The 14,644-nt window shown below is 65.2% G+C and carries 11 protein-coding genes; 8 read left to right on the forward strand and 3 right to left on the reverse strand.

Annotated features, from left to right (window positions below):
- The first annotated feature begins 163 nt into the window (after nt 1-163).
- From ACMO6A_RS02415 to ACMO6A_RS02425, 3 genes are read left to right on the forward strand one after another with little or no spacing between them, the layout of a single operon-like run.
- Nucleotides 164-1,183 carry an acyl-CoA dehydratase activase-related protein gene (locus ACMO6A_RS02415; protein ID WP_009305779.1) on the forward strand — a complete coding sequence of 340 codons (1,020 nt, stop codon included), beginning with the start codon at nt 164-166 and terminating at the stop codon, nt 1,181-1,183.
- Entirely contained in the window at nt 1,173-2,399 is a 1,227-nt protein-coding gene (locus tag ACMO6A_RS02420) for a 2-hydroxyacyl-CoA dehydratase (RefSeq protein ID WP_035578732.1), read from the forward strand. Before ACMO6A_RS02415 ends, ACMO6A_RS02420 begins: the two co-directional genes overlap by 11 nt.
- On the forward strand, nt 2,396-3,439 hold the full coding sequence (locus tag ACMO6A_RS02425; RefSeq protein ID WP_009305777.1) for an acyl-CoA dehydratase activase: 1,044 nt from the start codon (nt 2,396-2,398) through the stop codon (nt 3,437-3,439). Before ACMO6A_RS02420 ends, ACMO6A_RS02425 begins: the two co-directional genes overlap by 4 nt.
- Before the next feature lie 8 nt (nt 3,440-3,447).
- On the opposite strand, the gene ACMO6A_RS02430 is transcribed toward ACMO6A_RS02425, so the two are convergent.
- Nucleotides 3,448-4,233 carry a glucose 1-dehydrogenase gene (locus ACMO6A_RS02430; protein ID WP_009607951.1) on the reverse strand — a complete coding sequence of 262 codons (786 nt, stop codon included), beginning with the start codon at nt 4,231-4,233 and terminating at the stop codon, nt 3,448-3,450.
- A gap of 493 nt (nt 4,234-4,726) precedes the next feature.
- On the opposite strand from ACMO6A_RS02430, the gene ACMO6A_RS02435 reads away from it, so the two are divergent.
- The 5 genes from ACMO6A_RS02435 to ACMO6A_RS02455 all read left to right on the forward strand — a co-directional run bounded on the left by ACMO6A_RS02435 (nt 4,727) and on the right by ACMO6A_RS02455 (nt 11,646).
- Nucleotides 4,727-6,163 (forward strand): helix-turn-helix transcriptional regulator, encoded by a 1,437-nt coding sequence (locus ACMO6A_RS02435; protein WP_009305775.1) that lies wholly within the window; start codon nt 4,727-4,729, stop codon nt 6,161-6,163.
- Between the two features lie 228 nt (nt 6,164-6,391).
- Nucleotides 6,392-8,386, forward strand: coding sequence for an FAD-binding protein (locus ACMO6A_RS02440; RefSeq protein WP_009305774.1), 1,995 nt, complete (start codon nt 6,392-6,394; stop codon nt 8,384-8,386).
- 64 nt (nt 8,387-8,450) lie between these two features.
- A complete protein-coding gene (locus ACMO6A_RS02445; RefSeq protein WP_009305773.1) occupies nt 8,451-8,777 on the forward strand; it encodes a 4Fe-4S dicluster domain-containing protein in 327 nt (108 codons plus the stop codon).
- Nucleotides 8,778-9,350: 573 nt separating this feature from the next.
- Nucleotides 9,351-9,557 (forward strand): hypothetical protein, encoded by a 207-nt coding sequence (locus tag ACMO6A_RS02450; protein ID WP_009305772.1) that lies wholly within the window; start codon nt 9,351-9,353, stop codon nt 9,555-9,557.
- Nucleotides 9,558-9,717: 160 nt separating this feature from the next.
- On the forward strand, nt 9,718-11,646 hold the full coding sequence (locus tag ACMO6A_RS02455) for a bifunctional metallophosphatase/5'-nucleotidase (RefSeq protein WP_009305771.1): 1,929 nt from the start codon (nt 9,718-9,720) through the stop codon (nt 11,644-11,646).
- Between the two features lie 434 nt (nt 11,647-12,080).
- On the opposite strand, the gene htpG is transcribed toward ACMO6A_RS02455, so the two are convergent.
- Both htpG and ACMO6A_RS02465 read right to left on the reverse strand, forming a co-directional pair.
- The gene (gene htpG / locus ACMO6A_RS02460; protein WP_009608147.1) at nt 12,081-14,021 is read right to left on the reverse strand and encodes a molecular chaperone HtpG; all 1,941 of its coding nucleotides are present in this window, start codon (nt 14,019-14,021) and stop codon (nt 12,081-12,083) included.
- A gap of 377 nt (nt 14,022-14,398) precedes the next feature.
- Nucleotides 14,399-14,644: CBS domain-containing protein (locus ACMO6A_RS02465; RefSeq protein ID WP_418470727.1), on the reverse strand; the 246-nt coding region annotated here is incomplete at its 5' end.

Genomic DNA, 14,644 nt, shown 5'->3' on the forward strand with positions numbered 1-14,644 from the left:
GCAACCCGCCACCAACGCAACACCCCTCCCCGCGAAGAAAGCATGTCGCTTGGGCGTGCCTTCGAGCGCCGCGCGACTGTTGGTGTAAGCTGCGTTAGGCAAGAACGGCGCCGTCATCGGGCTCCGGCTCTGCAGATCAAACCACCTCGCCCAAGGAGCACGCATGGCATCACCCGGGTTCCCCCTCCGCGCCGCCGCCGACGGCCCGCGCCGCATCGGCATGCCGCGCGCGCTGTTGCACTACCGCTACGGCACGCTGTGGACGACGTTCTTCGAGGCGCTGGGCTGCGACGTCGTGCTCAGCGACCCCACCGACCGCTCCACCGTGGCGCACGGGGACGCGCTGTCGAACGACGAGTGCTGCCTGGCCTCGAAGATCTACCTGGGACACGTGGCCTCGCTGGTGGATTCGGACGCGTGCGATGCCGTGTTCGTGCCCAGCATCGCCAACGTGGGACGACGGCGCGGGTTCTGCACGAAGTTCCAGGCGCTGCCCGACCTCGTGGCCAATACCTTCGCCGACCAGCGCATCGAAGTACTGTCGTGCCTGGTGAACGAGGTGGATGAACACAAAAGCATGAAAGACGCGCTCATCGAGCTGGCCACGCAGCGCTACACGGGCCCGCGCGAGGCGAAGCGCGCCTGGAAAGCGGCCGCCCGCGCGCAGGAGCAGGCCGAACGCGCCGCGACGTTGCGGCAAACGCGCGCCCTGTCCCAGCTGGAAGCCGCGCGGGCGGCGGCGCGGCGCCCCGAGGACGCACCGCTTGCCATCCTGCTGGCAGCGCACCCCTACCTCGCGCACGATGCGTTCATGGGCGGCGCGCTGACGGACCTGCTGGAAAGCATGAACGCCGTGGTGCTGTTCGCCGACGAGGCCGACCGTGAGCGCTCGCTGCAGGCCAGCTTCGACTTCTCCGACACGCTGCCGTGGATCGTGAACCGCGAGATCATCGGCGCCATCACGCAGCTGCACCACCGCGTGGACGGCATCGTGCTGGTCAGCGCGTTCCCCTGCGGGCCCGACTCCATGACCGACGACGCCATCGTGCGCTGCATCCAGGGCAAGCCGGTGCTCAACCTCACCATCGACGCGCAAAGCGGCACCGCCGGGTTGGAGACGCGCGTCGAGAGCTTCATCGACATCCTGCGCTACCAGAAGAAAGGGGGCTACGTTGGCGCCTGAGACGAAACGCGACGCGGTGAACCCGCTGCACACCGACGGCGACCGCGAGGTGCGCGGCGCCCGCGTGGTGGTGGGCACGCGGCGCGGCCCGTTCAAGCTGCTGCCCTCGCTGCCGAAGAAGCCGCGCGCCAAGCGCGAACGCCACGCCCGCACGCGCGTGGCGTTCTTCCGCTACAGCTACTACGACATCGCGTTCAAATTCTTCGTCGAACACGTGCTGGACGCCGATTTCGTCGCACTGCCGAAGCCCACGAAGCGCACCATCGAGCTGGGCTCGCGCCACTCCAGCGACATGGTGTGCGCGCCGTTCAAGCACATCCTGGGCGACTACATCGAGGCGCTCGAGCTGGGAGCCGACGTGCTCGTGCAGTTCGCGGGGCCCTGCCGCCTGGGGTATTACGGCGAGCTGCAGCAATCCATCATGCGCGATCTGGGCTACGAGTTCGACATGCTGAACTTCGCCATGCTCACCGGCAAGCCCCTGACCGAGTACATCTCGGTATGCAAGAAGAAGGTGAACCCAGACCTGTCGGTGCCGCATGGCGTGCGTAACATGCTGGCCGTGTTTAAAATGATCGAGCACCTGGACGAAGTGAACGATTTCTACCTGGCGAACGCCGGGTTCGAAGCCGAGCCCGGGTCGTTCGAGCGCGCGCGGGAGGCGTACTTCGCCGACATGCGCGCGGCCACGAACGAGCGCGAGATCGCCGAAGCGCAGCGGAAGGGCCTCGATGCGTTGCGCGCGCTGCCGCAGCATCGCCCCGCCCGCCCCTTGCGCGTGGGCATCGTGGGCGAGTACTTCACCGCAGCCGACCCAGCCAGCAACCTTGATCTGGAGCGCAAGTTCCTGGACATGGGCGTGGAACTGCACCGAGCGCTGAACATGACGAACCGCAACCTGCGCTACAACGAGAAGAACCTGCGCGCCGGCATCTCGGAGTACGTGCAGTACGACATGGGCCCCACGTCCAGCATGACCATCGCGGCCGCGCGCAAGTACGCGCAGGAAGGGTTCGACGGCATCGTGCACCTCAAGTCGTCGGGCTGCACGCCCGAGGTCGACTGCATGCCCGTGCTGCAGCGCATCAGCCGCGACACCGGCGTGCCCGTGCTGTACCTCAGCTACGACTCGCAGACCAGCGACACCGGTTTGGACACGCGCCTCGAAGCGTTCTACGACATGATCGCCATGAAGAAGGAGAAGACGGCCCGATGACCGAAGCAAGGGAAACTCACACGACCGCCAACGCCAGCGAGGGACGCCCCGTCCCGTCAGGGCGAACGGACTGCTACCTCGGCATCGACATCGGGTCGATTTCCACGAAGGGCGTGATCATCGACGCCGACCGGCGCATCATCGCGCGCACGTACCTGTGGACCGAGGGCAACCCGGCCGATGCCGCGCGCCGCGTGGTGGCCGACCTGGGCTCGCAGGTGGATCGCGACGCGGTGCGCGTGCGCGCCGTGGGCACCACCGGCAGCGCGCGGCGGCTGGTGGGCGCCATGTGCGGCGCCACCGTGGTGAAGAACGAGATCACGGCGCACGCGGTGGGCACGACGTTTTTGCATCCCGACGTGCGCACCATCCTGGAGATCGGCGGCCAGGACTCGAAAATCATCTGCGTGGAGAGCGGCATCGCCGTGGACTACGCCATGAACACGCTGTGCGCGGCGGGCACGGGCGCATTCCTGTCGAGCCAGGCGCATCGGCTGGGCGTGGAGGTGGAAGAGTTCGGCGACATCGCGCTGACCTCGAAGAAGCCCGCGAACATCGCGGCGCGTTGCACCGTGTTCGCCGAGAGCGACCTCGTACATAAGATCCAGGTGGGCTACGCGCGCGAGGACATCATCGCCGGCCTGTGCCGCGCGGTGGCCACGAACTACCTGAACAACGTGGGCAAAGGCAAGCAGATCGCCGCGCCCGTGGTGTTCCAGGGCGGCGTGAGCAAGAACGCCGGCGTGGTGCAGGCGTTCCGCGACGAGCTGGGCATGGACGTGGTCGTGGACGAGGACGGCCACCTCATGGGCGCGTTCGGCGTGGCGCTGCTGGCCGCCGAGGCCGCTCCGCGCGCCGGGGAGCCCGGCGACGGCGAGGCGTTCGACTTCGACGCGTTGCGCACGTTCGAGTTCGTCACCCGCGAGGTGGAGTGCCAGAAGTGCGCGAACCACTGCGAGATCATCTGCGTCTACCGCGACGGGAAGATCATCGACTCCTGGGGCAACCGCTGTGACAAAGGCGCCGTGAAGGCCGGGTAAGCGCCGCCCTAGCCCTGCCCGAACTGGAAGCCGGGGTACAGCGTCATGCCGCCGTCGACGAACAGGGTGGTGCCGGTCACGTAGCTGGCCTGGTCGGACGCGAGCCAGGCCGCGGCGGCGGCCACGTCTTCGGGGGCGCCCACGTACCCCATCGGGATGAGCCGTTCGGTTGCGGCGCGCGCTTCGAGATCGGCGAACTTCTCCGCGTTGATGGGCGTGTTCATGGCTCCGGGCGCGATGGCGTTCACGCGGATGCCGCGGTCGGCGTACTCGAGCGCCAGCGTCTTCGTCAGCATGCCGACTCCTGCCTTGCTGGCCGCGTAGTCGGCGAAATGCGGCCACGGAATGATCTCGTGCACCGACGACAGGTTGATGATGACGCCGGGCATCTTGCGATCCAGAAAGTGATCGATGGCGCGGCGGCAGCCCGCGAACACGCCGGTCAGGTTCACGTCGATGACGCGCTGCCATTCCTCGATGGACTTCCGATCGGACGGCGAAGCCACCTCGATGCCCGCGTTGTTCACCCAGATGTCCACGCCGCCGAACGAGAACATCGCAGCGTCGAACAGGGCGTCCACGCACTCGCCCTTGCTCACGTCGGCCTGCACCGCGGCCGCCGCACCGCCCGCGTCCTCGATGGCTCGCACCGTTTCGCGCGCGCCCTCTTCGTCGGAGCGGTAGTTCGCCACCACGTTCATGCCCTCGGCGCCGAAGCGCCGCGCCATGGCGGCGCCCAGCCCCTTCGAGCTGCCTGTCACCACCACCGTCTTGCCCTTGAGATCGTCGTACATGGGAGCCTTCTTTCCGCGCAGGGTCGTCGTATCATCCCGCGACCATAACGCACCCGGTCGCGTCCCAAGCCGCCCGAGCCCCCGCCGTCGCCTGCCCGTGGCGGACGCGTTACGCTTGCTTTGACGGCGCGGGACGACATCGAGCGCACGACCGCGATGCATCCCCCCCCCTTGCCAATTGCAGTGGAAACGAGCTTCTTTGCACAAAAAACCGCGACGTTTGATATTCGCCAACCTCGCCTCCAAGCCCGCTTTCGCAAGTCTGCAAGAAATACCTGTTCAGAATTATGTCGTTGCTAGAATAATCAAGACGCTCCCTGCATGAACCCTCCAGAACATCAAACGTCGCCCTTTTTTGTGCATTCCCGGAGGAATCTCGTGCACTACGTCCGTCGAAGCCGCCGATGAGGGTCGATTCGCGGCAGGCCGTTCTTCTGGCGTACAGCTTAAGGGCACGACTTTGCTATAATCGGCGAAAGAAGGGGACTCTGCCATGGAATCAATCGACAAACGAACGTGTGCGCTCTCGATCGTCGGGATGGCGTTCGTATGGGCGCCGCTCCATACGTCGGGGCACTATCCCCTATCGCTCGTTTTCACGTCGCAAACCGCGCCCGTCGCCGAGATTTCGGCGTACCACATCGTGTACACTATCGCATTCGTCCTGGTAGCTGCCATTCTGATGCTTGCGCGCCGACGCGTGCAAGAAGCGCTCGACCGCAGCCGCACGCTGCCTTTCGCCTGTGCCGCCGTCGGTTTGCTGGGCAGCGGCCTGCTGGCAGCTTCGCCGCTGTTCGCAGGATCGTCGAGCATCGCGGTGGGCGTCGGCATGGTGCTGACGGCGCTTTCCACCGCTTCGCTGCTCATAGCCTGGGGGTCGCGCATGGCCTCGTTCGACACGCGCTCGACGGCGCTTTGCGTAACCGGGTCGTATCTGGCGTTCAGCGCGCTGTGGCTTGCGTGCGCATTGGCGAATATCGAAACGACCGCTTTGCTGGTCATCGCTCCCCTGATCAGCGGCGGGTGTCTGGGGCTGCTCGCCCCTGCCGCGCCTCGCGCGTGGGTGTTCGACCCAAGCGCGCTGAAGGAACTGCCGTACGGGTTCGTCGCGCCGTGCCTCATCTTCGTGTACTTCGGCATCATCTGCGTGAAAGCGCTCACCGCCATGCAGATAGGCATCAGCGTGGGTGCGTTGTCGAACCTGCATCTCGTGGTTACGGCAGCTGCAGGACTGGTCATCTGCATGGCCGTCCTCGCGCTGTTCCGCGCGAAAGGCTATGCGCAGAGCACGCTCGTGCTGGTGTTCGCGCTGCTGGTGCTGTGCTATATGGCATCGCTTCTGGCCGTGATGCTGGGGCTCGATTCCGACTATCAATCGTTTCTCGGCAAACGCGCGCTGGTCGGCTCCGAACACGTAATAGAAGCGCTGCTGTTCATCATGCTGGCTTGCACCGCTCATGAGAAGCGCCTTTCACCCGTGCTTGGTTTCGGCCTGTTCGCGACGCTGGTGGTGGCCGTTCCGCAGTTCATCGCCTCCGATCTCATGTACCAGACCGGCCTGCTCGGCGCGCTGTCGCACCTCGACCTCGTGGTTCCGCTGGTGGCCGTGGCCTCGTTCGCCATCGCCGCCGTGGCCATCGGGCTGCTCGTGCGCGTGTCCACCCGCGCCGCGCAAGCGCCGGCGATGCCCGCGGGAAACTGGCAAGAAGAGCTGTGCCGTACCGCACTGGGCAGCCTGGATCTCTCGCCGCGCGAGTTCGATGTCGCCGTGCTGGCGTATCGCGGCTATTCGGCAAAAAAGATCGCGAGCACCCTGTACGTTTCGGAGTCCACCGTGAAAACGCACACCTCGCACGTGTACCGCAAGGTGGGCATTCATTCGAAGCAAGAGCTGATCGCGTTCATCGACGCCTTCCGCACCGAAGGTTAACGGCCAATCCCTAATAGCCGATCTACCAGCTGTTTTGTCCGTTTCGTACGAGGCGGACACACCGCTTGCACGTCGCGCTCCCCCGAAAAATAACCGTTTCGTATGAAGACGCCGGAGTATCGCGACGCCTAGGATTCGTGCTGTCGAATCCGACGGCTACCGCAATCCCCCTCCCCGCGTAGCCGTCGGCCGTTCGACGTCAAGACGACCGAGAGGGAAAGAGGGATCATGAACACCACTGCACCACTCAGCGGATCCGAAACCGGCGGCCTGTCGCGACGCGCGTTCCTGCGCGCATCCGGCTTGGCGATGGGAGGCATCGCCGCGGCCGGAGCGCTAGCGGCCTGCTCGCCGCAGGAAAACGACGGCGCCAAAACAGCCAGCGCCGACGAGGCGAAGGAGGCGTCCGCGCGGTTGACCGAGGAGCTTCCCATCCCCGAAGCGAAAGCTCCCAGCACCACGTCCTACGATTGCGACGTGCTAGTCATCGGCGGCGGATTCGCAGGATTGAACGCAGCTATGGCAGCCAAGGGCGAAGGCGCGAACGTCGTGCTGGTGGACAAGGGGCGTCCGGGTTATTCGGGACTGTCGCCGTGGCCCAGCTCGCATCGCTGGTTCGACCCCGACATGGGCGACGACGCCGAGGCGTTCAAGAGCTGCATGCTGTCCGGCACCGAGTACGTCGGCAACGCCGACTGGTACCAGGCGTGGATCGACGACTCGAAAGATGCGTACGAGCGCCTGAGCAGCTGGGGCATCCTCGACCAGTACACGCGCGCCGTGGACACGCCCGACTATTTCGAGAACCTCGATTACGTGGGGTATCGCGAAGCGAACATCGAGCACGACCGCCACAAGAAGTTCATGCAGACGCTTGAAGACAACGACATCCCCGTGGCCGACTACACCATGATCACCGACGTGGTGAAGGACGGCGATCGCGTGGTGGGCGCCGTGGGCTTCCACGTGCCCAGCGGCACCGTGATCACGTTCAATGCGAAAGCGGTGGTCATGTGCATGGGCGGCGGCTGCTACAAGCCGACGGGCTACCCCGTGGGCGACGACACGTTCGACGGCGAGTTCATCGGCTACAACCTGGGGCTGCCCATCGCCGGCAAGGAGTACGACGACTTCCATATGACCACGTCGTTCGCACCGGGCAACGCGTTCATCAACAACTCGTGGGACTGGCTGGAGAACATCTGGCTGTGCGGCGGCGACGTGACCGCCGAGAACGCCGCAAGCTACGCGGCCGGCAAGGCGAAGGCCATGGTGCTGGATCGTTTGACGAAGGCCACCACCGGTATCGCCAACGACGACGGCACGAACATCGAGGACCAGTCCACCGCCGACGTCACGCGCCGCGGCGGCACGGCCAGCGGAAACGCGAACGACCCGCGCCAGGGCAAGATGATGAGCCCCAAGCCGAAGGGCGACATCTACGGAGCAGCCGTGGGCATGTGCGCGCACCTCAGCTCGGGCGTGTTCTGCGGCCTGGACGACCTCGAAGGCGCAACGGGCGTCGACGGCCTGTACGTGGCCGGCGACGGCATGAACGCCTCGGCGGTCACGGGCGCCATGTACCCCTGCGGCGTCGGCTTCACGTCCAACTTCACCAGCATCCAGGGCGATCGCGCCGGCAAAGCCGCAGCCGCGTACGCCGGCAAAGCCGAAAGCGCCTCCATCCCCGCCGACAAGGCCGGCGAGCTGACCGAGGCCATCAACGCCCCGCTGGGCCGCGAGCAGGGATTCAGCCCGAACTGGGCGCGCGACCAGCTGCAAGCCATCATGGCGCCGTACTGGATCAATGCCACCAAAACCGAGGCCACGCTTTCGGGCGCGCTCGACCAGGTGCTGTACATGCGCGACAACGTGGTGCCGAAGCTCATGGCCACGAACTCCCACGAACTGCGCCTGTGCCACGAAATGGAGCACAAAGTGCTGTCTGCCGAGATGAAGCTGCGCGCAGGCCTCGAGCGCAAAGAGAGCCGCGGGTTCCACTACCGCTCGGACTACCCGTTCCGCGACGACGATTTCCTGTGCTACATCACGCTGCAGAAGGGCGACGACGGCTCGATGCAGGTGGGGCGCGTCGAGGTCAAAGACGAATGGAAGGGCGACACGACGCTGGATTACGCGAAGCGCTACACCTACCGCTTCCCCGGCGAAGCCGAAGCCAAGGGGCTGCCCGCCGAGGAGAAGTCGGGCGGCTGGGGCAAGTAGGCCAACGCGATCCTGCAAAATCCGCCCTGCCAGCGCGCGGGCTTGAGAGAGAAGAGGTGCAACCATGAGTGTACAGCGATACGACCTGAACGCCTGCATCGGATGCGAAAGCTGCATGACCGTCTGCCCGATGGACGTGTTCCGGTTCGACTACGACCAGATGAAATCCGTGATGGCCTATCCCGAGAACTGCCAGAGCTGCGGCCAGTGCTACGTGAACTGCCAAGGGCGCTCGCTCGTCATCGGCGACAGCATGTTCGGCTACGCCATCACGTCCTACCGCGCCACCACCACGGCCACCCACGCCGACGTGGAAGCCGCCATCAAGGCGCAGCCCCAGAAATCCGCCGAGGAGGCAGCAGCGGCTGCCGAAGAGAAGAAGGCCTCGTAACTGCGCCTCCCGCCCCGAATCGCATGGAACTTGCGATGCGGGGCGGGGATTCCTTCGGGATACCGAAATGCCGCTGTCGGACCCTCTTCGGAATTGCCGAACCGTTCAACTTTTACCGCGCAGGGCCGTTTCGCCGCGCACGCCTGCCCGAGGCGCCCTGATCTCGCGGCAGCCTGGCAACGGGTCGCTCGAAGGCGGCCCGTCGGCGGCAAGCCAGCGGCGGGTCAATTCGTGCTTGGCAGAGATCGCACGCTATGCACGATTCTTCGCCATCGTCATTTCTCGCGACCTGGACTTTTCTTTTCCGTCCTCGAAAACGACCGCCTAAAATCGTGCATAACGCGCGATCTCTGCCAAGCCGCGCCACCCTCGCGTTCCCCACCGAGTCGATGCGGGCGCAAGTTCGCCAAACTTCTGCAGCTCCCCGCCCGAACGGCGGCGGGTCAGCCTCGGGCCAATCGCAAGCCGTTCCGGCGCGCTTCGAGGACCGCTCGCGCGAAAAGACCCCACATCAGGCCTTCGTGGATCTATGCTGTCGCCACAGCAAAACCGATCGGCACGAAAGGAACCGCCATGAAGACGCTTGAGGAAATGTTCCCGGATCAGAATGTCGACGCGAAGTTCGAGCTGGCCTTGATGGAGGCGCTCCTGAACGAGCGACTCGAAGAATTCCTGAAAGACCACAACTGCAGCGCGGCGCCGGAAGACGTGAAGGAGCTGGTGACTCGCGACATAGTGACCCTCTTCGATGCCTTGACGGTCGACGACTCCCAGAGCTAAGCGCGCCGAAGCACGACGCCCGCAACAGCAAGCACTCCCAAGAAGCCCGCATTGCCGACGTCCAAGAATACGCCCGCGCTCGCGTGGTGGAGTAAAAGCGCGCAAGACATTCGCGGTATACTGACCGCATTGTTTCGCGCTCGCCTCAAGGAGGAAGCCCATGACGCGCCCGACCGCCCCGCACGCCCACCTCATCACCCGCCGATCGTTCTGCACGCTGTCCGCCGTGGCGCTGGCCTCGCTCGCGCTTCCCGCCCGCCGCGCGTTCGGCGATGAAGCGGCAACCGCCGCCACTGCGACGCAGCCCGGCGCCATCGTCATCGTGCACACGAACGACGTGCACTGCGCCGTGGACGACAACCTGGGATACGCGAAGCTCGTCAACTACGCAAAAACCATGCGCTCGACCTACGGCGCGGACAACGTGACGCTTGTGGACGCGGGCGATGCCGTGCAGGGCAAGGCCATGGGCACGCTGACGAACGGCGAGTACCTCATCGATGTCATGAACGAGTGCGGCTACGACTTCGCCATACCCGGAAACCACGAGTTCGACTACGGGATGACCCAGTTCAACACGCTAGTCGCCCGCGCGAACGCGAAGTATCTGTCCTGCAACTTCACCGACCTGCGCACGGGCAACCTCATGTTCGACGCATACGCCATGCGCGAATACGACACCGCGGTCGGGAAAAGGAAGGTGGCGTACTTGGGCATCTGCACGCCCGAATCGCTGACGAAGTCCTCCCCCGCCCACTTCCAGGAAGACGGAATCTACCGTTACGGCTTCTGCGAGGACGACTCCGGCACAAAGCTGTACGATGCCGTGCAAAGCGCCGTCGACCAAGCGCGCGCCGACGGAGCCGACTACGTGGTGGCGCTGGCGCATCTGGGCCAAGATGGTGTGACCCCGCGCTGGACCAGCACGGCCGTGGCGGCGAACACGAGCGGCATCGACGTGATCATCGACGGCCATTCGCACGAGCTGTACGTTCAGACCCCGCTCAACAAGAACGGCCAACCGGTGCTGGTCACGCAGACGGGCACCCAGCTGGTAGGCATCGGCCAGGTGGTCATCGATCCCGCGAACGGCACCATCGCAGCCTACGCTTCGAATGACACCGAAACCGTCACCGCATCTACGACAAAGGGCACCGCCAGCATCGTCAAGGCCTGGGACGGCATCGATGCCGACACGGCCGCCTTCATCGCCGGGCTGCAAGCGGATCTTGCGAAGATCACCGAGCGCGTCATCGGACGCTCGGACGTGCGTCTGGTCGCCCTCGAGGACGACGACTACACGTGGGCCGTGCGCGCGCACGAGACGAACCTCGGCGACTTCGTGGCCGACGCGTACCTGGCGCTGGCCTGGCACGGCGGGGTCATGGCCGACATCGGCTTCGTCAACGGCGGCGGCATCCGCGCGAACATCGAGCCGGGCGACGTGACGTACGGCGACCTCATCAACGTGCAGCCCTACAACAACCAGCTGTGCTACGTGGACACCCTCGGCCAGAACATCCTCGACGCGCTGGAGGCGGGCGTTGCGAACCTTCCGAATCCCAGCGGAGGCCTGCAGCACGTGTCGGGGCTCGCATACACCGTGCGCACGGACATTCCGTCGTCGGTGCAGATGCCGGGTGGGAAATTCGGCGGCGTGACGGGCGAGTACCGCGTCCGCGACGTGCTGGTGAACGGCGAGCCCCTCGACGTGAACCGGCGCTACAAGCTGGTGTCGCACACGTTTTTGCTGGTGGAGGGCGGCGACGGCCTCACCATGTTCATGAACGACGAAGCCGTGCTGCTGGATTTGGACAACAAGGCGCTCATCGAGTACATCCAGTACGATTTGAAGGGAACGATCGGCGGCGAATACGCCGATCCGGACGGCCAAGGGCGCATCGTGATCAAGAACGGCCCCGATCCCGAGCCCGAGCCGCTGCCTACGCCCGAGCCAGCCGACGAGCCCGCCCCGGGCTCCGGCGGCAAGCCGCTCGCCAGCACGGGCGACCCCTTGGGAACTGCAGTCGTCGGAGCCGCCGCGGTCGCCGCAGCCGCGGGAGCCGTCGCCGTAAGCGCGCGACGCTAAGCGTTTCCTTCCAGGCCACGCAGGAAAGATTGGGCGCAAATCCGCAGCCATGACAATTTCGGACGGGTTTTCGAGCGATCTTTCTTGCGGAATCAGAAGAGTCTCGAACATAAGCCCAGGTCGCTGCTTCTCATAGGCCAGAACAACCCGGGTTCGCCATGGCGAACTTTGCCCCCTGGCTCCCCATTTGCGCCCAGCCCTAAGGCCGAAGCGCCCCCGCAGGCAGCCGCCTCCTGCCGCAGGGGGTGATTAACGCGAAGCATCCGCGCCCCGCACAGCAAAACGAGGGGCGCTCGCCAAACACGAGCGCCCCTCAGCTAACTTACGCCATCAGACTCCGCGGCGCACGGGCTTCCCGAGCCGCACGAAGGCGCGGCTCCAAGGCAGCCAACAGTACGAGCCGCCCCGGCGGCTGACAAGCCGCCGGAGCTGAATTACGCCATCAGCTTCGTGACGGCGTTCGCATACGCTACCGGATCCTCGATGGGCAGGCCCTCAACCAGCAGCGCCTGGTTGTACAGCAGCTCGGCGTACAGCTTCACCTTGTCGGCGTCGCCGGCTTCCTGCGCGGCGCGCAGCACGTCGAACACCGCGTGCTTCGCGTTCACTTCCAGCACGCGCTCAGACTTGATGCCCTCGCCGCCGTCGGGCATCTGCGCCATGATGCGCTCCATCTCCAGCGACACCGGACCAGCCGCGGTGATGCAGGCGGGCGCATCGGTCAGGCGCGACGACACCGCCACCTTCGTCACCGAGTCGCCCAGCGCGTCCTTCATAGCGGCGAACAGGGCCTCGTTGTCCTTCGTCGTCTCTTCGGCTTCCTTCTTCTCCTCTTCGGAGGCCAAATCGAGGTCGCCCGACGCCACGTTCTTCAGCTCGAACGGCTCCGGCGCATCCTCGCCGTCGGCCGCGGGCGCACCGTACGTCATCATCGACTGGAAGCAGAACTCGTCCACGTCCTTCGTGCACAGCAGCACGTCGTAGCCCTTCCCCAGCACCGTCTTCACGATGGGCATCTTGGCCAGGCGCTCGACGCTCTCGCCGGCGGCGTAGTAGATGGCCTTCTGGTCGGCCGGCGCGGCTTCCAGGTACTCGTCCAGCGTGACCAGCTTCTCCTGCTTGGCCGAGTAGAACAGTAGCAGGTCGGCCAGCTGATCCTTCAGCATGCCGTAGCTGTTGTAGATTCCGAACTCCAGGCCGCGGCCGAAGTTCTCGAAGAACTTCTCGTACTCCTCGCGATCGTTGTCGCGCATCTTCTTCAGCTCGGACGTGATCTTCTTCTCGATCTTCTTCGCGATGGCGCGCAGCTGACTGTTGTGCTGCAGCGTCTCGCGGCTGATGTTCAGCTGCAGGTCCTGGCTGTCCACCACGCCGCGCACGAAGTTGAAGTGGTCGGGCAGCAGCTCCTCGCACTTCTCCATGATCAGCACGTTGGAGCTGTACAGCGCCAGGCCCTTCTTGAAGTCCTTGCTGTACAGGTCGTACGGAGCGCGGCCGGGGATGAACAGCAACGCGTCGTAGCTGAGCGCGCCCTCGGCGTGGATGCTGAACGTGCGCGCCGGGTCGGTGAAGTCGTGGAAGTCGGTCTTGTAGAACTCGTTGTACTCCTCGTCGGTGACCTCGGACTTGCTGCGCTTCCAGATGGGAATCATCGAGTTGATGGTCTCCACCTCGGTGTAATCCTCGTACTCGGGCGTGTAGTCGTCGCCGGCGTCCTCCGGCTTGGGCAGCTCGCGCGTCTTCGACACTTCCATCTGCACGGGATAGCGCACGTAGTTGCTGTAGCGCTTGATGAGGTTCTTCAGGCCGAACTCGCTGAGGAACGTGTCGTAGTTGTCGTCGTCAGTGTTGTCCTTCAGCGTGAGGATGACGTCGGTGCCGTGGCCCTCGCGCTGGGCCTCCTCGATGGTGTAGCCCTCCACGCCGTCGCTTTCCCAGGCCCAGGCCTCGTCGCTGCCGTACGCCTTCGACACGACGCGCACCTTGGACGCCACCATGAACGCGGAGTAGAAGCCCACGCCGAACTGGCCGATGATGTCCACGTCGTCGCCCTGGGCGTCGGCGTTGTCGGCCTTGAACTCCATGCTGTCGGAGTGCGCGATGGTGCCCAGGTTGCGGTCGAGCTCGTCCTTCGTCATGCCCAGGCCGCTGTCCGACACGGTGACGGTGCGCGCGTCCTTGTCGAACGCCACGCGGATGCCCAGCTCGTCCTTGCTCAGCTGGATGTCCTTGTCGGTGAGGCTGCGGAAGTACAGCTTGTCCACCGCGTCCGACGCGTTCGAGATGAGCTCGCGCAGGAAGATCTCGCGGTTCGTGTAGATGGAGTTGATCATGAGGTCGAGCAGCTTCTTGCTCTCGGTTTTGAACTTGCGCATAGTTGGCGTCGCTCTCCTTTTCGTACCTGCCGGTCTGCCCGTTTAGCAGTCTCGGACTTCGAGTGCTAAACGGGATTTTAGTACGACGCCGTGCGATGTCAAGCGGAACGCGCCCCGATTGCAGAACACGCGCACAGGCGACCGGCGACGCGCCGCCGGATGCCGCACGCGGCAGCGGCCGCCGCATGTGCGCCGGCCGAGCACGCGACCCCGGCCGCCGCGCGCGGGCCGACGCGCGCACCTCCGGCTCCCGTTCTACAGCAGATCGTCCTCGGCGTGGCAGAGATCGCACGCTAGGGATCTCAGCCAGCCGGCAGCCTGCAGCACGGCGGAGCCGGCCAGAGCCCTGCAGCACCCCGCGAAGCCGGACGTCTCCCCTACACTCCCTGCAGGCAGGTGTCCATCGCGTAGCGCAGCACGTCGGAGCGGTTGACGGTGCCCACGATCGCGCCGTCGCGCACCACTGGCACCTTCTTCAAACGGCGCGTGGCCAGCAGGTTGCACACCTCTTCCAGCGACGATCCGGCCTCGATTGCCACCAGCTTGTCGGTGGCAATCGCGCTCACCGGAAGCTCGATGAGCTCGCGCAGGCGCTCGTCGAACGTCTGGCTGTTGGCAGCTTC

The organism is Eggerthella sp. (assembly GCF_048329335.1).
Classification (GTDB): domain Bacteria; phylum Actinomycetota; class Coriobacteriia; order Coriobacteriales; family Eggerthellaceae; genus Eggerthella; species Eggerthella lenta.